The organism is Bradyrhizobium sp. JYMT SZCCT0428 (assembly GCF_018131075.1).
GTDB lineage: Bacteria > Pseudomonadota > Alphaproteobacteria > Rhizobiales > Xanthobacteraceae > Bradyrhizobium.
On sequence record NZ_JAFCLS010000056.1, the window covers coordinates 1 to 23,862 of the forward strand.

Consider the following 23,862-nt stretch of genomic DNA (forward strand, 5'->3'; position numbering starts at 1 on the left):
GAGATCACGGCATAAGCCGTAAAGCCATTGCGCAGGGAAGGCCGGGTGTTCTCCGCTGCCCTGTATGCTCGTGTGCACTTTGTTTTGTGCAAACCGCACACGAGACCGCGGGTGCAGCGCGCACCCGGTCTTCCCTGCGCCCTCATTTCGGGGGCAAGGAACTTCTGGCAAAACTCGGGCGCAGTGCGTCGCGAGAATGCAAACTCATATCCTTGTCGTCCCGGACAAGCGAAGCGCGATCCGGGACCCATACGCCGCGGCCCATCGGTATGAACGCTGACGTTAGATGCCTTCCAAAACAATGACCATCACGCGGTATGGGTCCCTGCGTTCGCAGGGACGACAAGTTTCACGTCCCGCAGAACGTCTGCAGCACGCGCTGTTCCGGCAATGGCGGATTGGCGTATTCAGCAAACTCACGCTGGTCCTCGAACGGCTTTGCCAGCACGCTCAGCAATTCCTCGAACGGCGCGTAATCGTCATTGTTCATCGCGGCCTGGATCACCGCTTCGACGCGGTGATTGCGCGGGATGAAGGCGGGATTGACCTTGCGCATCGCGGCGTGTCGCTCGGCCGCCGATTGCGGTTCGTCGGAAATACGTTTCCGCCAGCGCGCCGCCCATTCGTCGAACGCCGCGGGATCGAGGAACTGGGCTCTGGCGCTGTCGTCGTTCGTGTCCAGCGCGACATCGGCGAGGCGGCGGAAGGTGAGGGTGAAGTCGGCCTGGTTCCTGGCCATGGCGTCGAGCAGATCCTGCACCAGCGCCTCGTCGCCGTCACGCTGACTGAACAGGCCGATCTTGGCGCGCAGTCCGGCCTGATAGGCGGTGGTGAATTGCTCGGCGTATTCGCCGAGGATGAATTGCGCCTGTTCGATCGCCTTGTCCTTGTCGTCGGAAAACAGCGGCAGCAGGCATTCGGCCAGCCGCGTCAAATTCCACAGCGCGATCTGCGGCTGGTTGGCGTAGGCGTAGCGGCCCATCTCGTCGATCGACGAAAACACCTGCGCGGGGTCGTAATGGTCCATGAACGCGCACGGGCCGTAATCGATGGTCTCGCCCGAGATCGAGGAATTGTCGGTGTTCATGACGCCATGAATGAATCCGACCAGAAGCCAGCGCGCCACGAGATCGGCCTGCCGCGCCACCACACCTTCCAGCAGCGCGTGATAGGGGCGCTCAGCCTTGGCGGCCTCCGGATAGTGGCGCGCAATCGCGTGGTCGGCGAGCTGGCGCACGCCGTCGGTGTCGCCCCGCGCGGCGAAGAACTGGAAGGTGCCGACCCGGATATGGCTCGCGGCCACGCGGGTCAGCACCGCGCCGGGCAGCATGGTCTCGCGCTGCACGCGCTCGCCGGTGATGACGGCCGCGAGCGAGCGCGTCGTGGGAATACCGAGTGCGAACATGGCCTCGCTGACGATGTATTCGCGCAGCACCGGCCCGAGCGCGGCGCGACCGTCGCCCCGGCGGGAGAACGGCGTCGGGCCGCTCCCCTTGAGCTGGATGTCGCGCCTGATGCCGTCGGCGTCGATGACTTCGCCGAGCAGGATGGCTCTTCCGTCGCCGAGCTGCGGGACGAAATGCCCGAACTGGTGGCCGGCATAGGCCATCGCGATCGGATCGGCGCCGTCGGGGACGCGTTTGCCGGCCAGGATCTCGGCACCCTCAGGGCTGGAGAGCACCTCCGGATCGAGGCCGAGATGGACGGCGAGCGCCCGGTTCAGCTTGATCAGCCGGGGGGCGGCTACGGGGGTTGGTGCCACCCGGGCGAAAAAGTTCGCCGGCAGCGCCGTATAGGTGTTCTGGAACGGGAAATGGACGGTCATGGCCACAAAGATAGGCGCGCCCGGGGGATAGGCAAAGGGCTCACGTCCGATAGGTTCGAAATGCCGCTTTTTGGGCCAAAACGGGGCCCGCCGCTGGTTGCCGCACCCGGCCTCGTCGGGTAAACCCTCCCGCAGTTCGGGCAGGCCATGTTCCCCGATTCTTGTTCTGGATTCTTGGCCCTCGATTTGACCCCTCCGATATCAGTTTTTGGGATTTCCATGCATCGCTACCGGTCACATACATGCGGCGCGCTCCGCGACAGCCACATCGGCGAAACCGTTCGCCTCTCGGGCTGGTGCCACGTCATCCGCGACCATGGCGGTGTGCTGTTCATCGACCTGCGCGACCATTACGGCATCACCCAGTGCGTGGCCGACAAGGACTCGCCGGCGTTTGCGGAAGTGGAAAAGTTCCGCTCGGAGTGGGTGGTGCGGATCGACGGCAAGGTGCGCCATCGTCCCGAAGGGACCGTCAATGCCGAACTGCCGACCGGCAAGATTGAGATCTATGTCAGCGCGGTCGAAGTGCTGGGGCCTGCCGGCGAGCTGCCGCTTCCGGTCGCTGGCGAGCAAGAATATCCCGAAGACATAAGGCTTAAGTACCGTTTCCTCGACCTGCGTCGCGAGAAACTGCACCAGAACATCATGACTCGCGGCGCGATCGTCGATTCCATGCGCAAGCGGATGAAGGAGCAGGGCTTCTTCGAGTTCCAGACCCCGATCCTGACGGCGTCCTCGCCGGAAGGCGCGCGCGACTTCCTGGTGCCATCGCGGATTCATCCCGGAAAATTCTACGCGCTGCCGCAGGCGCCGCAGCAGTACAAGCAGCTCCTGATGATGTCGGGCTTCGACCGCTACTTCCAGATCGCGCCGTGTTTCCGCGACGAGGACCCGCGCGCCGACCGCCTGCCGGGCGAATTCTACCAGCTCGACGTCGAGATGAGCTTCGTCGAGCAGGAAGACGTGTTCGCGTCGATGGAGCCGGTGATTACCGGCGTGTTCGAGGAGTTCGCCAAGGGCAAGCCGGTGACAAAAGGCTGGCGCAAAATTCCGTTCGCCGAAGCCTTGAAGAAATACGGCAGCGACAAACCGGACCTGCGCAACCCGCTCGAGATGCAGGACGTGTCAGAGCATTTCCGCGGCTCCGGCTTCAAGGTGTTCGCGCGGATGCTGGAAGACCCGAAGAACCAGGTCTGGGCGATCCCCGGACCCGGCGGCGGGTCACGCGCGTTCTGCGACCGCATGAACTCCTGGGCGCAGGGCGAAGGCCAGCCCGGCCTCGGCTACATCATGTGGCGCGAGGGCGGTGAGGGCGCGGGACCGCTCGCCAACAACATCGGACCGGAACGGACGGCGGCAATCCGCGGCCAACTCGGGCTGAAGGAAGGCGACGCCGCATTCTTCGTTGCCGGCGACCCCGACAAGTTCTGGAAGTTCTCGGGCCTGGCGCGCACGAAGGTCGGCGAGGAGTTGAACCTGATCGACAAGGACCGGTTCGAGCTCGCCTGGATCGTCGACTTCCCGATGTACGAGTATGACGAGACTGAGAAAAAGGTCGACTTCTCGCACAACCCGTTCTCGATGCCGCAAGGCGGTCTCGATGCGCTTAACGGGCAGGACCCGCTGACCATCAAGGCGTTCCAGTACGACATCGTCTGCAACGGCTACGAGATCGCCTCCGGCGGCATCCGCAACCACAAGCCCGAGGCGATGGTGAAGGCGTTCGAGATCGCCGGCTATGGCGAGAAGGACGTCGTCGAGCGGTTCGGCGGCATGTACCGCGCGTTCCAGTACGGCGCGCCGCCGCATGGCGGCATGGCGGCCGGCGTCGATCGCATTGTCATGCTGCTCTGCGGCACCACGAACCTGCGCGAAATCTCGCTGTTCCCGATGAACCAGCAGGCCGTCGACCTGCTGATGGGCGCGCCGTCCGATGTCGCGATCAAGCAGCTGCGCGAACTGCACATCCGGCTCAATCTGCCGGAAAAGGGCTAGCCTAGGGTTAGAGCCCCGTCGAAGCCTCGATCCGGAATTGCGCCAGCGCAACCATCGGGTCGGTCTTCAACAGCTGCATGAGCTGCATCGCCGGCACCTTGCCGAGAGGGGTCAGCTTGATGTTGAGCGTCTGGCCCGGGCTCTCGACAAAGCGAGCGACCGCTTCCACCGCGGCGACGGCATCGGGATTGGTGGCCGCGGCTTGTTCGCTGCCGGATCTGATGCCCTCGACGATGGCGCTCCGCGCCGCCTCGCGGCTGACGTTCTGAAGGCGGGCATATTGCGCGACCGCAAGGTCGATGCCGCCGGTATCACGCAGCGTGAGGTCGATCGTGCCGGCCTCGATCTGCCCTGCCATGGTAGCTGCCTGCACCGCATTGGGGGAGAATACCCCGCGCGGCACGTTGGCGAGCGCCACCCGCAGCGACGCCTTGGCGATGCCGCCGATGTCGAGCGTCACCGGTTCGAGGGCGAATGCGCGTGACGCCTCCGTCCAGGCCGCGCCGAGATCAAAATCGATGGCCGCCTTGTCGAGGCCGGCCGTGACCAGCACCTTCTGGCCGGGATCGCGCGCATCCAGCGGCGCTGCCATCTTGAGGGCCAGCCGCAACTTGCTCGGGATCGGCCCGATGAAATTGCCCCAATCGAGATTGAAGGCGTCGATGTTGACCGGACGGCCGGTGTCCTTGAAGGGTGCCGCGAGCGCCTTGAGTTCGACACCCTCGATCAGCGCCAGCATTCCGAGGGCCTGGTCGGGCGGTGGCTGTTGCGACGGGTTGGAGAACAGCGCCGACATCCGCATCAGGTTGGCGACATCGAGCGATTTGAGCGCGAAGCGACCGAGCTTGAAGGGACCTTGTGGCGTGCGGCCATCGACACCTTCGATCGCGAATTCGTTGACCTTGCCGCTATCGAGATTGAAGCGCATCGCTGCGAACTTCAACTGGCCGTCCGGCATCTCCACCGACGAGCCCCGCATCTCGGCATTTCCGATCCGGATGCCCTCATACACCTTGGCAACCTTCTCGATCAGCGCGCGGGTCTGCGCGGGTGTCGGAGGAGCAGCGCCAGGCGGCGGTATCAGCGCCAGCAGATCCTGCAATTGGATCCGCGACGGCCGCAAGCCCACGTCATCGGCGATAATGCTGTCGATCCGCATGACTGGGCCTTGGCCGGAGGTGATGACATAGGGACCGGCCGTGATCTGGCGGTAGACGCGGTAATACTGGTCGTCGCCAGCCTTCTGCGGATCGAAGATAGCGGCCACCGCGTTGATATCGATATCGAAGCCCGCGACATTTGCGAGATTGCCGGTGAGCTTGTCCGGCTTGCCGGTGGGTGGCTGGGTGTTGGCGGTGAAGATCACAGCGTCGATCTTGGTGCTGGCGATCTTGCCGTCCTTGATGCCCTGGATCGCAAGGCCGGTATAAGCAACCTCGCCGCCGCCCGGTGTCGCAACGCCCTGGTTCATCGTTGCGGTGAGGCTCGGGGCGGTGATCGATGTCGCGGTGACGCCTGTGAACTGCTCGAGTACAGATCGGTAAACATCGACAAAGGACGACGAAGCCGGCGGCTGCTGCAGGCTAGCCGGGCCGGAATAGTCCTTCACGGTGATGCGCGACAGCTTGTAGCTGAGGCTCATGGTGCCCATCGTCGCGCCGATCTCGGCATCGGCGATCTCGATGTTCTCGGCGGAAAAGCGCGCCGCGTCCGGCTGGCTGACGCCGGAAGCCGTGAGGCTGCCGATCTTGACGCTGGCCGGGGGGTGCGCCGCCGATTGCGCGGAAAGGTCGACGATCGTGACTGTGCGGCTCAAGAGGTCGAACGACACCTTGCCGCGGCTCGCCTTGCCGCCTGCCGCGCGAATCTGTTCAAGCGCGGCGTCGAGCTCGCTGGCTATCCGATGCTGGGTATAGAACTGAAAGCCGAAGAACCCTCCCACCGCGATCACGATTGCGGCAACCAGGCCGCTCAGAACCTTTACCATTCGGGCAGCTCCGGTTGCCGGTTGGGAGGAGGGCAATTTGCCGTTGTCGGTCGAATGACCGGGGACGGGAAGGGCCATGGTAACGGGTTCGGCCGTTTGCGTCGATCCGCCAGCCGTCAGGCCCTGTTGATGGGGGCGCCATCAGCTGTTGCATCCAAGCGGTTGCGCGTGCTTCACATCCGGCTCAATCTGCCGGCAAAACTGACCTCGTCCGAACGTGGCGAAGAAACAAAAGATCGGGACCGGGAACGCGGGAGTATGCATGTCGTCTTATTCTGAAGATCTCCATTCCGCAGCACTGGCGTACCATCGGCTGCCGCGGCCCGGTAAGCTCGAAATCCAGGCCACCAAGCCGCTCGCCAACCAGCGCGACCTGGCATTGGCCTATTCGCCGGGCGTTGCGGCCGCCTGTACCGAAATCGCCAACAATCCGGCTGAAGCGGCGACCCTGACCGCCCGCGCCAACCTGGTCGCCGTGGTCTCCAACGGGACGGCCGTGCTCGGCCTCGGCAATATCGGCCCGCTGGCGTCGAAGCCGGTCATGGAAGGCAAGGCGGTCCTGTTCAAGAAATTCGCCGGGATCGACGTCTTCGACATCGAGATTGCCGCCGATACCATCGAGCGCGTGGTCGAGACGGTGGCGGCGCTGGAGCCGACCTTCGGCGGCATCAATCTGGAAGACATCAAGGGGCCGGAGTGCTTTGAGATCGAGGCGCAGCTCAAGGCGCGCATGAAGATCCCGGTGTTTCACGACGACCAGCACGGCACCGCCATCATCGTCGCTGCGGCGATCACCAATGCGCTGCTGCTAAACGGCAAGAAGCTCGCCGACGTCAAGATCGTCTGCTCCGGCGCAGGTGCAGCCGCGATCGCCTGCCTCAATCTCCTGGTGTCGCTCGGCGCGCAACACAAGAACATCTGGGTCTGCGATATCGACGGCGTCGTGCACGAGGGCCGCAACACGCTGATGGACCGCTGGAAGGCGGTCTATGCGCAGAAGACCAGCGCGCGCGTGCTCGCCGACGTGATCGGCGGCGCCGATATCTTCCTGGGGCTATCCGCGCCCAACGTGCTGAAACCGGAAATGGTCAAGGCGATGGCGGATCAGCCGCTGGTCATGGCGCTGGCCAATCCGAATCCGGAAATCATGCCGGACGAGGCGCGAAAAGCGCGCCCCGACGCGATGATCTGCACCGGGCGAAGCGACTTCCCGAACCAGGTCAACAACGTCCTGTGTTTCCCGTTCATCTTCCGCGGCGCGCTCGATGTCGGCGCCACCGGGATCAACGAGGAAATGAAGCATGCCGCGGTGGGGGCAATCGCGCAGCTCGCGCGTGATCCGCCGTCGGACGCGGTGGCGCAGGGCTTTGACAGCAGCGAAACCCAGGGCTTTGGACCGGGCTCGCTGATCCCGAGCCCGTTCGACCCCCGCCTGATCCTGCGCATCGCGCCGGCTGTCGCCAAGGCGGCGATGGATTCCGGCGTGGCGACGCGGCCGATCAAGAATTTCGACGAATACACCACGTTGCTGGAACGCTTTGCGTTCCGCTCCGGCCTCGTCATGAAGCCGGTATTCGCCAAGGCGAAATCCCAGCCGGTGCGCGTGATCTACGCCGAGGGCGAGGACGAACGCGTGCTTCGCGCCACCCAGGTGGTGCTCGAGGAGAAACTGGCGCGGCCGATCCTGGTCGGGCGGCCTTCAGTGGTCGAAGCCCGGATCAAGCGGTTCGGGCTTTCGATCAAGGCCGGACAGGATTTCGACCTCGTCAATCCCGAGGACGATCCGCGCTACCGCTCCTACGTCCAGACCTATATCGACGTCGCCGGAAGGCGCGGTGTCACGCCCGAGGCCGCGCGCACCGTGGTTCGCACCAACGCCACCGTGATCGCAGCACTGGCGGTGGTTCGCGGCGAGGCCGACGCCATGATCTGCGGCGTCGAGGGCCGCTATATGAGCCATCTGCGCCATGTCCGGGAAATCGTCGGCTTCCTGCCGGGCGTCAGCGATTTTGCAGCATTGTCGATGATGATCACCAGCAAGGGCTCTTACTTCATCGCCGACACGCAGGTCAGGCCCAATCCGAGCGCCGAGGAATTGGCCGAGGTGGCGTCGCTGGCGGCGATCCATGTCCAGCGCTTCAACATGAAGCCGCGCGTTGCCTTCGTGTCACATTCCGACTTCGGCAACTATGATACCGACAGCTCGCGCAAGATGCGTCTCGCCACCGCGCTATTGAAGGAAAAGCATCCGGAGATCGAGGCCGACGGCGAAATGCAGGGCGATACCGCGCTATCGGCGGCTGCGCGCAAGCTCGTGCTGCCGCATTCGAAGCTGGAAGGCGATGCCAACATCCTGATCATGCCGAACCTCGATACCGCCAATGTCGCCTACCAGATGATCAAGACGCTGGCGGATGCATTGCCGGTAGGCCCGATCCTGATCGGCCCGGCGCGTCCGGCGCATATCCTTACCCCGGGGGTGACCGCGCGCGGCATTCTCAACATGACGGCGGTTGCCGCCGTCGAGGCCCAGGAGCGCGCAGGCCGTTCGCAACCGACCCTGTTCGGCTAGTTGATATCGACAGGTTCTAACGCGGATGGTTTCGATTTGACCGTTTGAAAAGCAGAGGCGAAACGCTCATAATCGCCTTGCGCGACCGCTTGTGCCATTGCATTGCCATCCAGTGAGGCCGACCCATGCCAGCGTTCTTTACTTTCGGGCGAGTTTTGTTCGCCGTGCTCTTCATCTACACGGGAGCGACCAAGCTCTTCGGCATCCAGCAGACGGCGGATTTCATCGCGTCCAAGGTGACCATTCCCACGCTGATCGCGCCCTATACCTCGCAGCTCGAAACCATGACGGGCATGCCGATGCCGCAATTGCTGGCACTTTCGATTGGCGGGTTCGAGATCATCGCCGGGCTGATGATCGCGGTTAATTTCGGCGCACGGTTCTTTGCGATCCTTTTGATCTTCTTCGTGCTGACAGCCACCTTCTATTTCCACGATTTCTGGAATCAAGCCTCACCCGAGAACGCCAAGACGCTGATCGATGCGTTGAAGAATCTCTCGATCGTCGGCGCCCTGTTCATGATCGCGGGCTACGGCCGCGGGCCGCGATCGTCGGAACCTGCCTACGACGTCTAGAGCGGACGCGCGCTACGCCCGTCGCCACGGCGTGACGGTGACGTCAGCCGCCGGGTCGAGCATTTGCGGTTGCCCGGCGCGCAATCCGTGCGACGCCAACTCCTGCTGCGGCGAGCGCGCGGGCACCCCGGGGAAGCAGGGCTCGCCGTCCGGCAGCCGCACGTGCGGGGCCTGTGACAGCCAGAACACGTCGTAGCGGTCCATGAACATGCCGAACACGTAGGGGCCGCCGATCACGGCGACCGTGCCGGCGCGTATTCCGGTCTGCTCGCAGGCGGCCTCAAAGGAGGCGCCCGCCGGATTCCACAGCGTGGCGTTGGGATTGGACGGATCGGGCGCAATCGCGCGAACCTTTCGCGTCAGGATGAGGCGCTTGCGCCGCGGCGAGTTCGGCTGGTCCTCGAAGGAATTGCGGCCGTGCAGGATCAGGTCGGCGCGGTCGAGGGCGGCCGTGAAGAACTGCTTGTCGCCCTCGAACCGCAATTCGTCAGGCATGACATTGCTGGCGTTCGCCAGCATGCCGTCCGCCGAGACGATAACGTAGCCTTCGATGCGCAGCGCCGGCATGGACTTGTCGCCGAGTCGAAGCCGATTATTCCGAGATCGTCTGCACGACGCTGGAAACCGGGCGCGAGCTTACGGTCGGCAGCTTGGCTTCCTTCAGCAGACTCTCATCGAACTGCGGGAGGGTCTGTATCGGCGCCTTGGCGCGCATCGCGACCACCTTGTAGCCGCCAGCCTTCAGCTTCTTCAGGAGCTCGGGCAGGGCTTCCGCGGTGTGCTTCTGGAAGTCGTGCATCAGGATGATGCCCTTGCCGAGCTTGTCGACCTTGCGCATCACCGTCTCGATGATTTTCTCCGGCTTGCTTGCCTTGAAATCAAAGGAGTCGAGATCGCAGGAGAAAATCGCGATGTTGCGCGTGCCGAGATAGGTGACGATTTCCGGCGGGTGCTGCAGCGCCGGGAAGCGGAAGAACGGCGCCGGCGAGGTGCCGCCCAATGCCCACTTGACGGCGCTAAAACCTTTCTCAATCTCTTCCTTGCGCTGATCCTCGCTTAGCTTCTTGTTGACCAGGGCGGCGTGCGACCAGGTGTGCGAACCGACCGCGTGGCCGGCTGCATAGACCTGCTTGAGAATTTCCGGATAGTAGGTGGCATGCTTGCCGATCGGGAAGAAGATGCCCGTGGTGCATTCTTCGGCGAGCGTCTTCAATACCGATGGCGTGTTGACCGGCCACGGGCCGTCGTCGAATGTCAGCACGACTTCCTTGTCGCGCAGAAAGTCCAGATCCTTGAAATGTTCGAAGCCGAAGCCGGGACCGCCCGTCGTGTCGATCTCGACGGTGCGGCCGACGCCGAGTGCGTTCGGGTTGGTGCAAGGAGGCCGGGTCGGAGCGGCCGCGGCTTTCGGGGCAGGTGCTGCCTGAGGCGCCGCGGCAGCGGGCGCTGGAGCGGCGGCCGGGGGCGCAGCCGCACCCTTGGCTGGCGGCGTTTGCGACCAGGTCGCGCTCGAGGTCAACAACGAAACCGCGCCTGCAAAGATCAACCCTGCCGCAATACGCATCTTGTTTTCCTTAAATGATCCCGCGTCCGGTATGGCTTTGCCGTCGTCCGGCCGCTTCCCGCCCCAACGCACAATAGCCTAGTTGCAGCGGCCTCGCCAAGGCAACGGCTGTCACACAGGGCAGCCGATTTGTCGCCGAACCGGTTAATTCAGGGGATTATTCCCGCTGTTTCCACGTATTGCCCGCAAGCGACCCGTTAGCCGCTTCGTTCAAACACCTTGTGCGAGCGACCGCGCAATCGCGGTCTTCACCCGCGTATCCGAGGGGTCGACGGATTCCGGGAAGACTTCGGCGATATAGCCGTCGCGGCCGATTAGATATTTGTGGAAGTTCCACCGCGGAACATCCTTTGGCCGTGCTTCGGCTGCCCATTTGTAGAACGGATGCGCATTCGGCCCTTTGACGATGGCCTTGGCCGATATCGGGAAGGTCACGCCGTAATGGTGCTGTGCGGTCGCTGCGATTTCGGTCGCGCCACCTGGTTCCTGACCGCCGAAATCGTTGGAGGGAACGCCGACGATCATCAGGCCGCGGTCGCTGAACTGCGTCCACAATTCCTGCAGCCCCTTATATTGCGGCGTGAAGCCACAAAGCGAGGCGGTGTTGACGATCAGGAGGGGACGGCCGGCATATTCCGAAAGCCTGATATCTCCGCCGGCCAATCCGCCAAACGAAAACGCGTAGGCAGTGATCCGGCTCATGCCGGCCTGCGCGTTGGCGATCCGGACCGAGCCGATGCCCGCAATGGCGGCCAGCGTTGCCGTCATCATGGTTCTGCGGTCGATCATGGCCGGCCTCGCGCGAGATTCATCGGCGCAAAGCATAACAGAGCCGATGAATCGGCGCCGCTCAACAAGCTGTTATGGCGCGAGCTAGCGCAGCGGAACGATGAAGTCGGTGCCTTCGCCGGTTTCGCCGGTGTTGATGCCGTGATCGGACACCACGATCGAGCCGCCCGTCGTCAGGGCCTCGGCGATACGCGCCATTGCTTCCGGTGGCACGGTGATGCGGTCCAGTGCTTCGGCCGGGCTGTTCGGCGCCGGTACCGGCTTGGCCTCGGCCGGGGCTCCGCCGGCGACCTTGCGCCGGCGCGCGGCGCGCTCGTCCTCTTCGTTGAGGGCTGCGTTGCGGGCGCTCACCGGCAGTGACACCACCGACCAGCGCAGGAGATTGGGATCCTTCTTGTCGACTTCCGCCGTGAACACATGTGTGCCCAACATCCGCTCGCTCGGCGCGATCGTCACGGGCACATCGAACAGCGGCGTGAAATTCTGCCGTACGTAAAGTTTGCCATCCTTGCGGCTGACGAACACCGCGATCTGCCCGGTGCGCTTCGGTTCCGGCTTCGCCGCGGCCTTCTCGACGCCTGGCAGGCGCGACGGATCCTTTTTCGCATCGGGCGCAACGGCAGGCGTATCGGCGATCGCTTTGACGGGCTCAGCCGGTTTTTCGGCGGCCTTCGGCGCTTCAGCTTTAGGTGCTTCGACTTTGGGCGCGTCCGCCTTGAGCGTCCCGGTTCTCACCTCGTCCGGTTTCACGTCGGCCGATTTGGCCTCAACCTCGGCCGTTTCGGATTTGGCCACCTCGGGCTTGGCGTCTTCGGGTTTGGTTTCGACTCTCGCCTCGGCGGCCTTCATGTCGTCGCCGGTCTCAATCGATTTGACCTCGGCCGTTGCAGCTTCCGACGGTTTGGACTCAGCGGATGTCACTTCGGCCGCAGCATCTCCCGACGCCGGCAGCCTGCTCGCCGAGGGTGACGCATCGGACATCGTGGCCGCGGCATTGGTCGCCGGCATGGCTCCGCTGGCATCCGCAGTGTGGGTTCGTTCGCGCAACGGTGTCCGATCGGGGCTGCCGTGACCGACGGTCGATCGCAATTCCAGGCTCGCTTCGGACTGCGCGGGCTTGATTGCCGATCCAGCATCCGCGCCCTTGTCGGATTTAACCGCCGGCGCGTCCGACATCGGCTCGTCGGCGGCCACAGGTTGCGGTACGACCTTCTGCGCCACCAACAGCGGGTGCGAGAAACTCGAAGGCGTCATCTCGCCGGGCGTGACGATGACCCGGGCGCCCATCTTGGTCCAGTTCCACATCTTCGCGGCAAAGGCCATCGGCAAACGGATGCAGCCGTGCGACGCCGGATAGCCGGGCAGGGCGCCGGCATGCATCGCGACACCCGACCAGGTGATGCGCTGCATAAACGGCATCGGTGCGCCGCTGTAGATGTTGGAGTGGTGCATCTTGTGCTTCTGGATGATGCTGAACACACCCATCGGCGTCGGATGGCTCTTCGTGCCCGTCGACACCGGGCTTTCCGCGAAGATTCCGTTGGCGTCGTAGACCCTGACCTTTTGCTGGTTGATCGAGATCGCGATGATCAGGGGGCCTTGCGGCTTGGCGCTGATTTCCTTTTCGGCGGCCACCATGGCCTTCGGGGGCTTGCGAGCGCGCTGCTTGCGCGGCTGGGCTGATGGTGCCGGCCGGTAGAAGCTGGGGTCGGAATCCTGCCAGTAATACAGGGCGGCGTCGGCGTGGGAGGAGGCGGCGATGGTGCCTGCGGCAACCAGAACAGCTATTTGCCAAAATCGCTGGTTCGCACTGCTTACGCTCGTACTATTCAACCCAAAAAGCCGATGCCCGCTCACGCCCAAATTCCCTGAGTCCAGATCGTCGAATCCAATGTTCCGATGATCATTTGTTGTTGCAGACGCGAAAAGCGTTCACCAGCTTAAGCCCTCTAAACCCGCGCTTTTCGCCGCAAGCGTAGCAAAAAAGCCTCACATTCCGTTAAACGCGAGCTCCTGCGCACCGTTCCCCAGCCTTCCTGTGCAGCATTTGCACATTACATAACCGGTGGGTCCTTCAGCGGAGATAGAAATGACATTCAAGGCCATCGGTAAGTGTGACAAGTCATGGAGAAGTCTGGCCTTGAGCATGTCGTTGGCGGTGTTGGCCGCGGTGGTGGGGCAGGCCGGCCCGGCCTTTGCCGCCGACGAGCCGGACCTGATTTTTCGCCGCTCCACCGTGTTCAAATGGCTGAGCCCAAATGACAAGCTTGCGACCTACGGCGTCGACGACCCCGAGGTCGACGGCGTGGCCTGCCATTTTACGGTACCGGAGAAGGGCGGCTACAAGGGCTGGCTCGGGCTTGCCGAGGAAGTTTCAGATATTTCACTGGCCTGCCGCCAGATCGGGCCGATCCGGTTCAAGGGCAAGATGTCCCAGGGCGACGACATGTTTCGCCAGCGCCGTTCGCTGTTCTTCAAGAAAATGCAGATTGTCCGCGGCTGCGACCCGAAGCGGAACGTGCTCGTTTACATGGTGTATTCGGACCGGCTGATCGAGGGGTCACCCAAGAACTCGACATCCTCTGTGCCGGTCATGCCTTGGGGAGCCGCCGACGCCGCGGTGCAGAAATGTGGCGAGTTCGTCCAATAATGGTCCGGGCGAGACGGCCGTCCCGGGGCTTACCGTTTCACCGGATCGGGATGTGGGCGGACCTCTGAGCCGGGCTTTGCCTTAGGCTCGTGGCAGCCGACCAGGCGCACGAACTTCTGCGGCGAGCACTGATTGTCGCCCATGACCGGTGCGCCCTGCTGCGACATCGCGCCAGCCATCTGTTGCTGGCCGGATTTGCGGGGCGAGGATTGATTGCCAACACTGATGTTGCCATTGCCCACGACGGCTATCCTTTGTTGGATGATGAAAGAGAACAACGCCGAACCAACAGGAAAAGTTGCACGAGGTGTTCGCTTGAGTCGGCCGGACCGACGCTTCGGTTCACAACTGAGTTTGCTGCGCTGCGGCCTATTCAGCAGACAATGATTAAGAACTTGGATTAGGAACTTGCGATGGCGTCGAACCGGCTGCCCGCAAGGGGCGTCTTATCTCCAGATGGTGAATGGAGACGTCAGATGCGCGCCCTCAGCTGCATAATTGCTCTTGTTTTCGTCCTGACCGGCCCGTCGCTGGCCGGCAGCGCTGACCGCGACATGCCGGGGGTAGGGACGTTCACCTATTGCGGATCTCCGGTAGTGACGCCTGAACCCGATCTGAGCGCCATCGATGGCGAGTGAATAGTTGACGGCTCGTCCGTGACGAAGTCGCGGGCACGCACCCTCGGCCAACATTTGGCCTCTGCTTCTAGAGGCCATTCCACTGAAACTATTGGGTTTTTCTCGCCAATGTTTCGTCCCGGCGGGACCGACGAAACAATTCACCCCTGCGATGAAACCATTTTCCGCTTCTGGCGCAGATATCCGGAAACAGCCGTTGGTTATCACTCTGCCAACGAAACGGCGGGGACGCCGGCACCGAAACCGGAGACAGTCAAATGCGGACCATCAGCTTCATCCTCGCCTTCGCCTTCATCCTGGCTGGTCCCTCGGTCGCTGGCTCCTCGGACCAGGGCTTGCCCGGCATCGGCACCTTCTCCTACAACGGCGCGCCGGTGGCGCCCTCGGCTCCGCAGCCGATCGTTGTCGCAGCTGTCAACTGATCGCAGCTAACAGCTCGCACGAGAATTTGGCGGTAAAGGCCCAGTATGTTTGTACGTTTTTTTTCCGCTGCGATTTTGGTTTCCTGCCTGCTGGGCACTTCCGCCCAGGCCCAGACCCAGCTGACGGCGCAGATGCGGTTCCAGCAGGGGCCGATCGGCTCCATGTTCAAGCTCCCCGATCCCCGCGGTGAGTTTGTGCGGCTGTGCGCGCCCCACATGGTAGGACGCTGGGCGCATCCCGAAACCGTTTGCAGTTGCCTGCACGATCACGCCGCCGCGACCGTCGAGGACAACGACTTGCGCGAAGCCTTGCTGCGCGGCATCAGCGAGACCGGCGTGCCCACGATCGAGACCGCCTGGGTGCCAGCGTCGAAGCAGTCCGAAATCGGCCCGACCTTCACCAAGATCGCCAAGCCGACGCTGCAATGCATGTTCGAGCCGTCGAACTAGTTCTCCCAAAATCCCACATCCACTGGCTAACGGCGGTTTCGATGCCATGACGGGCTCGACAAGCCGTCACCGCATGATGTGCAATGTTGTTCGATGATCTCCGGGGAGTACGCGATGGCGTTCGCCCCGAGCGCGGGAGTCAGCCGATGCAGCAGCGACGAAATTTTTCCACTTATCTCCTTGTATGCTTTCTTGGTGCCCTGACGGTCCCGGCCTTTGCCGCACCCGACGAGGAGCTGCTCGGCAAGGACAAGGGCTATCCGGTCGGCACCCGCGCCAACTGGTTTTTCGACGAGACCGTGCGGGTTGGATCGTTCAGCCATATCGACCAGATATTTCCACACAACAGGCTGAGCAAAGCCGAATCTCCGTTGCCGCTTGCGCCGGCCGGCGGCGAAACAAAGCTGGAATACCGGTTCGAAAACCAGAAATGGACAATCGACGATTTTCTCAGCCACCAGCGCGTTACCGGGCTGTTGGTGATCAAGGACGGCGCGGTCCTGTTGGAGCGCTACCAGTACGATCGCAAGCCGTCCGACCGCTTCATCTCGCATTCGATGGCGAAGTCCATCGTCAGCCTGGCGGTCGGGATGGCGCTCGCCGAGGGCCGCATCACCTCGCTGGATGATTTGATTTCGAAATACGTGCCCAAGCTTGCCGGCAGTGCCTATGGCGAGACCACGATACGCAGTGCCTTGCGCATGTCGTCCGGCGTGCAGTTCAGTGAAATCTACGACGGCAAGGACGATCTGACGCGGTTCGTGATTGCCCGCGGCCGCGACGGATCAATATCAGCGCTGCGCCAATTCGAGGCCCGCGAAGCCGAGCAGGGCACGCGGTTCCACTATGCCTCCAGCGAGACCGTTCTGCTGGCCGTGCTGCTCCGCGAGGTCACCGGCACCACGCTCAGCCAATATCTGACCACGCGGCTCTGGCAGCCGATGGGCGCCGAAGCCGACGCGACCTGGACCACGACGGCGGACGGCTCGGAAGTAGCGTTGGGAAACTTCAATGCGACGCTGCGCGATTACGGACGTCTGGGAATGCTGCTGGCCAATGATGGCGCCGTCGGTGGCAAGCAGGTTGTGCCGAAAGACTATTTGCTGGATGCGACCGACTGGCGCCGACAGCCCGCGGCGTTCGGGCCGGGGAAGGCCACGCCTTATTTCGGATACGGCTATCAGTTCTGGCTCTACCCCGGCGAGAAGCGAAGGTTTGCCTTGCTCGGCGTTTACGGCCAGTCGATCTTCGTCGATCCCGAACTCAAGCTTGTCATGGTGGTCACGGCCGCAGCCAAGAACGCCAATGTCGGAAAGGAGTCGTTCGCTTTCGAGCGCGGCGCCGTTTGGCGCGGAATCGTCAGCAAATACGGCAGCTGGTAAACGGGCTGGCGAGACGGCGCGAATCGATGTCGCCGCGTTTGGGCACTTGCAACAGGAATGCTTAAGACGGCGGCAGTTGAACCCCGGCAGGGTTGGCGCGACCAAGTGACATGTTGCTGTCCGAATTCATAAAAGACCTCCTGTGGGCGGGGGCACATTCCGTGTTCATGAAGGTGGGCGCCTGGCTCGATAAGAAAATCGACGGGCCTACGGTGAAGGTCGCCATAGGCATGGTACTCGGGCTTGCATCAATTTTCTTCGTTGCAATTGTTTCCGGATTGCTGGGCGTCTGAATGAAGAAAAAACTTATCATCGCAATGGCGATCGGCGCGGTTATCTCGTTGGTACTTCTGGCTATACCAAGCGCAAGCGGCTGGTCAGGCTTAAAACTTCCAGGCTTGGCCGCAGCGATCGTTTTCTGGGGAATAGTAGGGGAGTCTCTCTGGGGCGTCGCTGTAGCGTGGGTTGTGAATGCAGTCGTCTACGGCGCGGGCGCCTTCTTCATTCTCAAGTCTTTCAACCGAGCCGCAGCCATGTAAGCAAGCCGCTTGCTGCATACAACTTCCTGATTCAAGCTTCACTGGACGGCCAGGGCGTGCAAGCGCAACAGCCTGAAAGCAGGCCCATACTCCTGTTGCATCGCCGGTTTCAGTATGGCGACAACTGCGCGGTGATCCGTCAGTATGAACCTCTCTGATCTCTGAAGACACAAAGAGCGCGTATGTCGCGGAAGAATCGCGACGGAGGCAAGTGTGATGAAGGCCATGAAAGCATCTATCCGCATTGCGGTCACCGCGCTGGCCCTGAGCCTGTCAGTCATCGTGCCATCCTACGCCGAGCAGGATGAGGCAAGCCGTCTCAACCAGGAATCCAAGGAGCTTTATCGGGTCGGAAAGTACTCGGCAGCGCTTCCGCTGGCCCAGCAGTTGCTGGCCATCCGCGAGAAGGCGTTTGGTGCCGACGATGCAATGGTCGCGATGCCGCTGAATGACCTGGGCACGATCCACTACAATCTGGGTCAATACGCCGTTGCCGAGCCACTGTACAAGCGCTCATTGGCAATCAGGGAGAAGACACTCGGTCCGGACCATGCCGAAGTCGCAAGCGTGCTGAATAATCTCGGCGAACTCTACCGCACGACAGAGCGTTTTGCCGAGGCGGAGCCGCTCCTCAAGCGGTCGATCGCCATTCGTGAGAAAACGGTCGGTCCTGACGATCCGGAAATCGTGCTGGCGCTGAGCAACCTTGCCGCTCTCTACAGCAATCAGGGGCGGTACGACCAGGCCGAGCGGCTGTTCAAGCGCGGGCTGTCCGTTCTCGCGAAGGCGCACGGTCCGAGCGATCCGAACGTCACGGTTTTGATGAATAACCTGGCCTATGTCTACACCTACCGGCATCGTTATGCCGATGCCGAGCGGCTGCTTAAGCGGTCGATGGCCGTGACCGAGAAAGCTTTCGGTCGCGACCATCCTGATGTTGCGCACGCGCTGAACAATCTGGCCGCTGTTTATGGGCGGCAGGGCCGTAACGCCGACGCCGAGCGGCTTTACAAGCGGGCGGTGGCCACCTTCGAAAAGACGTTCGGTCCGAACCATCCGGACCTCGCGGATGTCCTGGAAAACCTGGCCCGTCTCTACAAGGACCAGAGCCGCTACGCCGATGCCAACGCGCTTTTCAAGCGGTCGATGGCCATTCGCGCGAAGGCAGGCTCGCCTACCTGAGATAGCGACGATCGCGGTTTAACGCGTGCACGCCCTAGAGCCTTTTCCGTTCCGATGGAATCGGAACGGGGCTCTAGATTCTTGTTTTGACGCGTTTTCTTCACGCGAACCGGTGTCCACTTCGCTGGAAAACGCTCTCAGCGCTTCTGCTTCGTCCCCAGGCGCGGAATGCATTTGCGGGTACGCAGCACGCCCGATGTCGTCATCTGCGAGCCCAGCACTTCCTTGATTTGTCCGGCAGCACACGTTCCGTCGTCGACGAGGATGCGCTGACCGAGCCGCAGATCGACGATATTCCGCTCGTTGGGAACGACCTGCTGCGCGCCGGCAGGTGAAGCGAGCAGGCACAAGGCAAGGCCGGCGGCAAGTGCAAGAGCCGGGGCCGTCACGGCCTTCGTGATTGCCAAATTGACCTCCCTCACTTGCTCTGGATCTTCAGCCCGTCGGGACCGAGATTGATCTGCACGCCCTCGGGCTGTTTCTTGGCCTGATAGAGATTGTAGCTGAGCACGCCGACGGCAACGACCAGCACACCGATGATCAGATACACGACGTTGCGATTGGCTGGCATCCGGTGTCTCCATCGCGATGACTATGCAATGCATTTAGCGGATGGGGTGGCGATTCTCCTAGCGTGCTAAGTTAGCGCGCCGATCGGGATGGCGCCGACGCCGGCCTTCGCGATTTGCCGGTTCCGCGGGTGTCCGGCTTCCGGTTAGCCCGCATCGCCGCCAGCGATGCCTTGGCCAGTTTTTCAGCCGACGCCTTCAATTGCGGAAGCGGGTGGCCGGCAAATCCCAGCACAAATCCCGGCAGCGGCCGGGCGCGAGCATAGGTGTCCGCCAGCAGCCAGCCTTCGACGCCGGCCGCGGATTTGGCGTGGGCTGCAACCTGCGCGTCGACCGACGGATCGAACCGCGCCACCAGATGCAGGCCTTGCGACGGCACCGGAACGGAGAGGCGGCCTTCCGAAGCCGACGACAGTGTAGAGGCCAGCACGTCGCGGGCCTCGCGGTAGAGCCCGCGCACCCTGCGCAGATTGGCAGCGAACGCGCCGGAATTCAGCATATCAGCGACCGCGCCTTCCAGCAGCGTGCCGGGAAAGCGGTCGAGCGCGGCGCGCGCCGTCGTCACCGGTCCGATCAGCTTCTCGGGCAGCGCGCAATAGCCGATACGCAGGCCGGGAAACAGCGTCTTTGAAAACGTGCCCATGTAGATCACGCGCCGCAAATGATCGATGCCGGCGAGCGACAGCAATGGCGCGCCGTCATACCGGAACTCGCTGTCGTAATCGTCTTCCAGCACGAAGGCGTCGGCGTCCCGGGCCCAATCGAGCAGTTCGAGCCGGCGGTTCATCGACATCTGCACGCCAAGCGGAAACTGGTGCGAGGGCGTCACATAGGCTGCGCGCGCCGATGGCGCGAGTGAGCGGCCCTTGGCGACGATCAAGCCTGATGCGTCGACTGGAACCGGGGCCGGGCGGTAGCCGCAATGCTCGATGGCGCGCCGCGCGGCGGGATAGCCGGGGTCCTCGCACCAGACCTGATCGGCCGGCTTGAGAATGGCGCTGAGCACGATCCGCAGGGCGTGCTGGGTTCCAGACGCCAGCATGATCTGGTCGGGATCGCAGCGCAGCCCACGTGCCGACAGCAGATGATCGGCGATGGCGGTGCGAAGTTCGCGGCTGCCTCTGGGATCGCCATAGTGCAGGTGGTCGGTGCCGAAGGCGCGCATCCGCCGCCCGACAAAGGACCGGAAGCGTTGCAAGGCCCGGTCGTCGATATGCGTGCAGCCGAGCGACAGGGTCCCTTGCGGCGGCGTCTCGATGACGATCCTGGCCTTGCCGGCGCCGCTCACCTGCGCGGGGATGCGCGCGGCGACGAAGGTGCCCGAGCCGACCACGGCGACCGCAAAGCCGTCTGCGATCAGCCGCTCATAGGCCGTCGTCACCGCGTTGCGGCGAAAACCGGTCTGGCTTGCCAGGGTGCGCGAAGGCGGCAGCGGTTCGCCGGGCTTCACGATGCCGCTGACGATGGCGTGGCACAGCGCCTGATAGAGCCGGTGCGGCGAAGAGGCCCGCGGCGTCACATGCGGCCCGGAAAGGTCGAGCGGCAGCTCGGTCTTGCGCGGCGGCACAGGAGAATTGGTCGGAATTTTTCGCATGGAATTGGCACTATCGCAGACCAAATTCGCCGGTACAACTGCTGTCATCATTCACTGATCCTGACAGGAGTCGTCGTGACCGTAAGCGAAGTCGCCAATTCCTATCCCGTGTCGCCACGCAACCGGGTGAAGCGCCTCCATGAGCGCGGCCGCTACGACCACGCGACAGTCCACAGCCTGCTGGACGCTTCGATGCTGTGCCACGTCTCCTACGTGATCGACGGCCAGCCCTATTGCACGCCGACGTTCTTCTGGCGGGAAGGGAGCAGGCTGTACTGGCACGGCAGCAGTGCCAGCCGCATGCTGGAGAACCAGTCGGACGGGCAGAAGGTGTGTCTGACGGTCGCGCATCTCGACAGCCTGGTGCTGGCACGGTGCGGCTTCAACCATTCGGCCGATTACCGCGCCGTGATGGCCTTCGGCACCGCCTACATCGTCACCGACCCGGAAGAGAAAGCGCGTGCGCTGGTTGCGATGGTCGACCGGTTCTTTCCCGATCGTACCGCTTCCTTGCGGCAGAGCACGAAGCAGGAAATCAAGGCAAGCGCTGTGATCGCGATGGAGATCGAGCAGGCGTCGGCCAAGGTCCGCACCAAGGGCGTCGCCGACGATGACGAGGATTATGCGCTGCCGATTTACGCCGAGCGCATTCCGGTGCGCACCGTGATCGGTGCGCCGGAACCTTGCCCGCGGTTGTTGGACGGTGTCAAACGGCCGCAATCGCTGCGCGCCTATTCGGAAGGTCGTCTGCTCGATGACGCCTTGCGGGAGACCCATCTTCTGCATTACCCCGTCGGCTGAGATCGGGTTAGGGTGCCCGCTCGTTCGAACCTGTGAACCGGAGCCGGCCGCATGACCACCGATATGCAACAAAGAATCCTCGACGCCGTCGATGCCGGCTTTGATGCGCAGCTTGCGACGACCGCGGATTTTGTCGCGATCCCATCGACCCGCGGCGCCGAGGGGCCGTGCCAGGACATGATCGGCGATCTCCTGCGCGCCCGTGGCTACGAGGTCGATGACTGGCATATCGACGTCGAGGATTTGAAGGATCTGCGCGGCTTCGGGCCGATCGAGCATGATTTTTCCAAGGCGCGCACCGTGGTCGGCACCTACCGGCCGCCGAGCAATGGCGGCAAATCGCTGATCCTGCAGGGGCACTGCGACGTAGTGCCGGCTGGTCCGCTCGACATGTGGGAGACGCCGCCGTTCTCGCCCGTGATCAAGGACGGCAAGATGTATGGCCGCGGCGCCTGCGACATGAAGTCGGGCACCATCGGCGCGCTCTACGCGCTGGATGCGATCAAGGCCGCCGGCCTGCGGCCGACCGCGCGGATTCACTTTCAGTCCGTGATCGAGGAGGAGAGTACCGGCGTCGGCGCGCTCTCGACTCTGCAGCGCGGCTACCGCGCCGACGCGTGCTTCATTCCGGAGCCGACGGGCGGCAAGATGGTGCGCTCGCAGGTCGGCGTGATCTGGTTTCGGTTGAGGGTGCGCGGCGTTCCCGTGCACGTGGCATATGCGGGCTCCGGCTCGAATGCGATCATGGCGGCCTATCATCTCGTTCACGCGATCGGCAAGCTCGAGGCCGAATGGAACGAGCGCGCCAAGGCCGATCCGCATTTCAAGACGCTGACGCATCCGATCAACTTCAACCCCGGCATCATCAAGGGCGGCGACTGGGCTTCCAGCGTACCGGCGTGGTGCGACGTCGATTGCCGTATTGCCGTGCTGCCGGGCTGGTCGATCGCCGATTGCCAGAAGGAGATTCTGGCTTGCGTCTCTGCCGCCTCGCGCGACCACCGCTTCCTTTCCAACAATCCGCCCGAGGTGCAATGGTCGGGCTTCCTGTCGGAAGGCTATGAACTGAAGGATGCCGCCGCACCGGAAGCCGCCTTCGGCGAGGCGTTTGGCGCCGTCTATGGCGGCCAGGTCGAGGACCTCGTCTTCACGGCGCTGACCGATACCCGGTTCTACGGCCTGAACTACAACATCCCGAGCCTGTGCTTCGGCGCCAGCGGCGCGGCGATTCACGGCTTTAATGAATATGTCGATCTGGATTCGCTGCGGAAATCGACCAAGGCGACCGCGCTCTTCATCGCGGAATGGTGCGGGGTGGAGAAGGTGTAACTACGGCTTCGCTTTGAAGCTTTCGACCATCGCTCGAAATTCCGGCAAGGCCTCGTCAAATCGCTCTGGCGGCGCCATGCCCAGCAGGACAAAGGAGCGTCCCGACGGATAGAGCGCAACGACGAGGTAGCGGAGCGGGCGGCCACCGGCCCCTTTGCCTTCTCCAAGATATTCGAAGCCGGCCATGGTCGACGTCGCGAGCGGTCTGGTGCTCAGGATTTTCTGGTCGCTGATTGTTTTCGAGTTGAGAAATTGCTGCTCTCCGAAGCGCTGCTGATCAGAGGGCGCAATGGTGGCTTCGGTGGCGAGACTGACGATGAAGCCGATGTCGTCCGGCTTCCCCTCCGGCGGAGGCGGCGATTCCTTCAGCAACAGGCCCCGGCCGGCCAGGGGCTTGCGATACGCAAAACGCGCTGTCGGCTCGATCGAGAAAGGCAGGGCGGCGATCGGATCGCCCGAGGCCGTCGCATGGATCCGGACGCTGGCAAGTGCGGCTCGGATCACGGCGTCCGATAGCTGCGGCGGTGCAGGCTTGGCGATCGAGACGGTCAACATTCCGGTCATGTCGGGGCCGTTGATGACCATCAGCCATTTGTCAAAAACCTGATTGCCGGCGCGTTGCTCGGCACGCACGGTGATCTGCTCGTAGGGCACCCCCTCGATCGTCTCGGTCGACAGCAGGCGCATGCCGCGCTTGGCCATCGCTTCCGCTGTGAGACCGGTGCGGAACTGGGTGAACGCGACGGGAGGGAATTCCGCCATCAAGATCGATGCATGGTGCGCCTGATCCTGAAAGCCTGTGAATGTAGTGGCGACAACAAAACCCTTCGGCGGTGCGAGACTGATGCGACTGCCCGGTGGCGTGATCGGATCGGCAGCGTTCGCGAGACCGGCGAAGAGGCCGCTGGCGAGAGTCAGGCCCACAGCAAGATGCCGTATCGCTATCAATCGTCGCCACATGCTTGCACAACCCTATGTCACGTTTCATTCGATGATCCG

24 protein-coding genes are annotated in these 23,862 nt (G+C 63.0%); 13 read left to right on the top strand and 11 right to left on the bottom strand.

Annotation, left to right across the window (positions count from 1 at the left end):
* Positions 1–349 precede the first annotated feature (349 nt).
* The gene (locus JQ575_RS36785) at positions 350–1,825 is read right to left on the bottom strand and encodes a YdiU family protein (protein WP_212038138.1); all 1,476 of its coding nucleotides are present in this window, start codon (positions 1,823–1,825) and stop codon (positions 350–352) included.
* A 219-nt stretch (positions 1,826–2,044) separates the two neighbouring features.
* Between JQ575_RS36785 and aspS the strand changes: the two genes are divergently transcribed.
* Entirely contained in the window at positions 2,045–3,820 is a 1,776-nt protein-coding gene (gene aspS, locus JQ575_RS36790) for an aspartate--tRNA ligase (protein ID WP_212038096.1), read from the top strand.
* Positions 3,821–3,827: 7 nt separating this feature from the next.
* Here the strand turns inward: aspS and JQ575_RS36795 are convergent, their stop codons facing one another.
* Entirely contained in the window at positions 3,828–5,807 is a 1,980-nt protein-coding gene (locus JQ575_RS36795; protein ID WP_212038097.1) for a hypothetical protein, read from the bottom strand.
* A gap of 262 nt (positions 5,808–6,069) precedes the next feature.
* Between JQ575_RS36795 and JQ575_RS36800 the strand changes: the two genes are divergently transcribed.
* Both JQ575_RS36800 and JQ575_RS36805 read left to right on the top strand, forming a co-directional pair.
* Positions 6,070–8,379: an NADP-dependent malic enzyme gene (locus JQ575_RS36800; protein WP_212038098.1), complete on the top strand. Its 2,310-nt coding sequence runs from the start codon at positions 6,070–6,072 to the stop codon at positions 8,377–8,379.
* A gap of 125 nt (positions 8,380–8,504) precedes the next feature.
* Positions 8,505–8,954, top strand: coding sequence for a DoxX family protein (locus JQ575_RS36805; RefSeq protein ID WP_192733371.1), 450 nt, complete (start codon positions 8,505–8,507; stop codon positions 8,952–8,954).
* Positions 8,955–8,966: 12 nt separating this feature from the next.
* Here JQ575_RS36805 and JQ575_RS36810 read toward each other — a convergent pair whose 3' ends face one another.
* From JQ575_RS36810 to JQ575_RS36825, 4 genes are all read right to left on the bottom strand, one after another.
* Complete coding sequence (locus JQ575_RS36810; RefSeq protein ID WP_212038099.1) at positions 8,967–9,521, bottom strand: dihydrofolate reductase; 555 nt, start codon at positions 9,519–9,521, stop codon at positions 8,967–8,969.
* A gap of 25 nt (positions 9,522–9,546) precedes the next feature.
* Positions 9,547–10,518 (bottom strand): polysaccharide deacetylase family protein, encoded by a 972-nt coding sequence (locus tag JQ575_RS36815; RefSeq protein WP_212038100.1) that lies wholly within the window; start codon positions 10,516–10,518, stop codon positions 9,547–9,549.
* Between the two features lie 210 nt (positions 10,519–10,728).
* A complete protein-coding gene (locus JQ575_RS36820; protein ID WP_212038101.1) occupies positions 10,729–11,307 on the bottom strand; it encodes a glutathione peroxidase in 579 nt (192 codons plus the stop codon).
* 84 nt (positions 11,308–11,391) lie between these two features.
* Positions 11,392–13,140 carry a L,D-transpeptidase family protein gene (locus JQ575_RS36825; RefSeq protein WP_212038102.1) on the bottom strand — a complete coding sequence of 583 codons (1,749 nt, stop codon included), beginning with the start codon at positions 13,138–13,140 and terminating at the stop codon, positions 11,392–11,394.
* Positions 13,141–13,453: 313 nt separating this feature from the next.
* Here JQ575_RS36825 and JQ575_RS36830 point away from each other — a divergent pair, with 313 nt between their 5' ends.
* Complete coding sequence (locus JQ575_RS36830; RefSeq protein ID WP_249167151.1) at positions 13,454–13,957, top strand: CreA family protein; 504 nt, start codon at positions 13,454–13,456, stop codon at positions 13,955–13,957.
* 29 nt (positions 13,958–13,986) lie between these two features.
* Here JQ575_RS36830 and JQ575_RS36835 read toward each other — a convergent pair whose 3' ends face one another.
* Positions 13,987–14,199 carry a hypothetical protein gene (locus JQ575_RS36835; protein WP_312016084.1) on the bottom strand — a complete coding sequence of 71 codons (213 nt, stop codon included), beginning with the start codon at positions 14,197–14,199 and terminating at the stop codon, positions 13,987–13,989.
* Positions 14,200–14,433: 234 nt separating this feature from the next.
* Here JQ575_RS36835 and JQ575_RS36840 point away from each other — a divergent pair, with 234 nt between their 5' ends.
* From JQ575_RS36840 to JQ575_RS36870, 7 genes are all read left to right on the top strand, one after another.
* Complete coding sequence (locus tag JQ575_RS36840; RefSeq protein ID WP_212038104.1) at positions 14,434–14,595, top strand: hypothetical protein; 162 nt, start codon at positions 14,434–14,436, stop codon at positions 14,593–14,595.
* Between the two features lie 257 nt (positions 14,596–14,852).
* On the top strand, positions 14,853–15,017 hold the full coding sequence (locus tag JQ575_RS36845) for a hypothetical protein (RefSeq protein ID WP_212038105.1): 165 nt from the start codon (positions 14,853–14,855) through the stop codon (positions 15,015–15,017).
* A 45-nt stretch (positions 15,018–15,062) separates the two neighbouring features.
* Positions 15,063–15,467, top strand: a complete 405-nt coding sequence (locus tag JQ575_RS36850; protein WP_212038106.1) for a hypothetical protein — start codon at positions 15,063–15,065, stop codon at positions 15,465–15,467.
* A 146-nt stretch (positions 15,468–15,613) separates the two neighbouring features.
* On the top strand, positions 15,614–16,849 hold the full coding sequence (locus JQ575_RS36855) for a serine hydrolase (RefSeq protein WP_212038107.1): 1,236 nt from the start codon (positions 15,614–15,616) through the stop codon (positions 16,847–16,849).
* A 110-nt stretch (positions 16,850–16,959) separates the two neighbouring features.
* Positions 16,960–17,142 (top strand): hypothetical protein, encoded by a 183-nt coding sequence (locus JQ575_RS36860; protein WP_212038108.1) that lies wholly within the window; start codon positions 16,960–16,962, stop codon positions 17,140–17,142.
* A complete protein-coding gene (locus JQ575_RS36865) occupies positions 17,143–17,388 on the top strand; it encodes a hypothetical protein (protein WP_212038109.1) in 246 nt (81 codons plus the stop codon).
* Positions 17,389–17,604: 216 nt separating this feature from the next.
* Entirely contained in the window at positions 17,605–18,570 is a 966-nt protein-coding gene (locus JQ575_RS36870; RefSeq protein WP_212038110.1) for a tetratricopeptide repeat protein, read from the top strand.
* Positions 18,571–18,707: 137 nt separating this feature from the next.
* On the opposite strand, the gene JQ575_RS36875 is transcribed toward JQ575_RS36870, so the two are convergent.
* The 3 genes from JQ575_RS36875 to JQ575_RS36885 all read right to left on the bottom strand — a co-directional run bounded on the left by JQ575_RS36875 (position 18,708) and on the right by JQ575_RS36885 (position 20,733).
* Complete coding sequence (locus JQ575_RS36875) at positions 18,708–18,977, bottom strand: DUF6719 family protein (protein ID WP_212038111.1); 270 nt, start codon at positions 18,975–18,977, stop codon at positions 18,708–18,710.
* A gap of 11 nt (positions 18,978–18,988) precedes the next feature.
* On the bottom strand, positions 18,989–19,141 hold the full coding sequence (locus JQ575_RS36880) for a hypothetical protein (RefSeq protein WP_212038112.1): 153 nt from the start codon (positions 19,139–19,141) through the stop codon (positions 18,989–18,991).
* A 71-nt stretch (positions 19,142–19,212) separates the two neighbouring features.
* Entirely contained in the window at positions 19,213–20,733 is a 1,521-nt protein-coding gene (locus tag JQ575_RS36885) for a PLP-dependent aminotransferase family protein (protein ID WP_212038139.1), read from the bottom strand.
* A 75-nt stretch (positions 20,734–20,808) separates the two neighbouring features.
* Here JQ575_RS36885 and JQ575_RS36890 point away from each other — a divergent pair, with 75 nt between their 5' ends.
* Positions 20,809–21,534: a pyridoxamine 5'-phosphate oxidase family protein gene (locus tag JQ575_RS36890; protein WP_212038113.1), complete on the top strand. Its 726-nt coding sequence runs from the start codon at positions 20,809–20,811 to the stop codon at positions 21,532–21,534.
* Between the two features lie 51 nt (positions 21,535–21,585).
* Positions 21,586–22,863 (top strand): ArgE/DapE family deacylase, encoded by a 1,278-nt coding sequence (locus JQ575_RS36895; RefSeq protein ID WP_212038114.1) that lies wholly within the window; start codon positions 21,586–21,588, stop codon positions 22,861–22,863.
* Here the strand turns inward: JQ575_RS36895 and JQ575_RS36900 are convergent, their stop codons facing one another.
* Positions 22,864–23,787 carry a hypothetical protein gene (locus tag JQ575_RS36900; RefSeq protein ID WP_212038115.1) on the bottom strand — a complete coding sequence of 308 codons (924 nt, stop codon included), beginning with the start codon at positions 23,785–23,787 and terminating at the stop codon, positions 22,864–22,866.
* Between the last annotated feature and the right edge of the window lie 75 nt (positions 23,788–23,862).

Excerpts from the sequence above, each read along its gene's own strand:
- JQ575_RS36820 (WP_212038101.1), bottom strand. The coding sequence starts at position 11,307 with ATGATCGACCGCAGAACCATGATGACGGCAACGCTGGCCGCCATTGCG.
- JQ575_RS36840 (WP_212038104.1), top strand. The coding sequence starts at position 14,434 with ATGCGCGCCCTCAGCTGCATAATTGCTCTTGTTTTCGTCCTGACCGGC.
- JQ575_RS36815 (WP_212038100.1), bottom strand. The coding sequence starts at position 10,518 with ATGCGTATTGCGGCAGGGTTGATCTTTGCAGGCGCGGTTTCGTTGTTG.
- JQ575_RS36800 (WP_212038098.1), top strand. The coding sequence starts at position 6,070 with ATGTCGTCTTATTCTGAAGATCTCCATTCCGCAGCACTGGCGTACCAT.
- JQ575_RS36830 (WP_249167151.1), top strand. The coding sequence starts at position 13,454 with ATGTCGTTGGCGGTGTTGGCCGCGGTGGTGGGGCAGGCCGGCCCGGCC.
- JQ575_RS36855 (WP_212038107.1), top strand. The coding sequence starts at position 15,614 with ATGCAGCAGCGACGAAATTTTTCCACTTATCTCCTTGTATGCTTTCTT.
- JQ575_RS36865 (WP_212038109.1), top strand. The coding sequence starts at position 17,143 with ATGAAGAAAAAACTTATCATCGCAATGGCGATCGGCGCGGTTATCTCG.
- JQ575_RS36795 (WP_212038097.1), bottom strand. The coding sequence starts at position 5,807 with ATGGTAAAGGTTCTGAGCGGCCTGGTTGCCGCAATCGTGATCGCGGTG.
- aspS (WP_212038096.1), top strand. The coding sequence starts at position 2,045 with ATGCATCGCTACCGGTCACATACATGCGGCGCGCTCCGCGACAGCCAC.
- JQ575_RS36850 (WP_212038106.1), top strand. The coding sequence starts at position 15,063 with ATGTTTGTACGTTTTTTTTCCGCTGCGATTTTGGTTTCCTGCCTGCTG.
- JQ575_RS36880 (WP_212038112.1), bottom strand. The coding sequence starts at position 19,141 with ATGCCAGCCAATCGCAACGTCGTGTATCTGATCATCGGTGTGCTGGTC.
- JQ575_RS36895 (WP_212038114.1), top strand. The coding sequence starts at position 21,586 with ATGACCACCGATATGCAACAAAGAATCCTCGACGCCGTCGATGCCGGC.
- JQ575_RS36805 (WP_192733371.1), top strand. The coding sequence starts at position 8,505 with ATGCCAGCGTTCTTTACTTTCGGGCGAGTTTTGTTCGCCGTGCTCTTC.
- JQ575_RS36810 (WP_212038099.1), bottom strand. The coding sequence starts at position 9,521 with ATGCCGGCGCTGCGCATCGAAGGCTACGTTATCGTCTCGGCGGACGGC.
- JQ575_RS36785 (WP_212038138.1), bottom strand. The coding sequence starts at position 1,825 with ATGACCGTCCATTTCCCGTTCCAGAACACCTATACGGCGCTGCCGGCG.
- JQ575_RS36870 (WP_212038110.1), top strand. The coding sequence starts at position 17,605 with ATGAAGGCCATGAAAGCATCTATCCGCATTGCGGTCACCGCGCTGGCC.
- JQ575_RS36845 (WP_212038105.1), top strand. The coding sequence starts at position 14,853 with ATGCGGACCATCAGCTTCATCCTCGCCTTCGCCTTCATCCTGGCTGGT.
- JQ575_RS36860 (WP_212038108.1), top strand. The coding sequence starts at position 16,960 with ATGTTGCTGTCCGAATTCATAAAAGACCTCCTGTGGGCGGGGGCACAT.
- JQ575_RS36885 (WP_212038139.1), bottom strand. The coding sequence starts at position 20,733 with ATGCGAAAAATTCCGACCAATTCTCCTGTGCCGCCGCGCAAGACCGAG.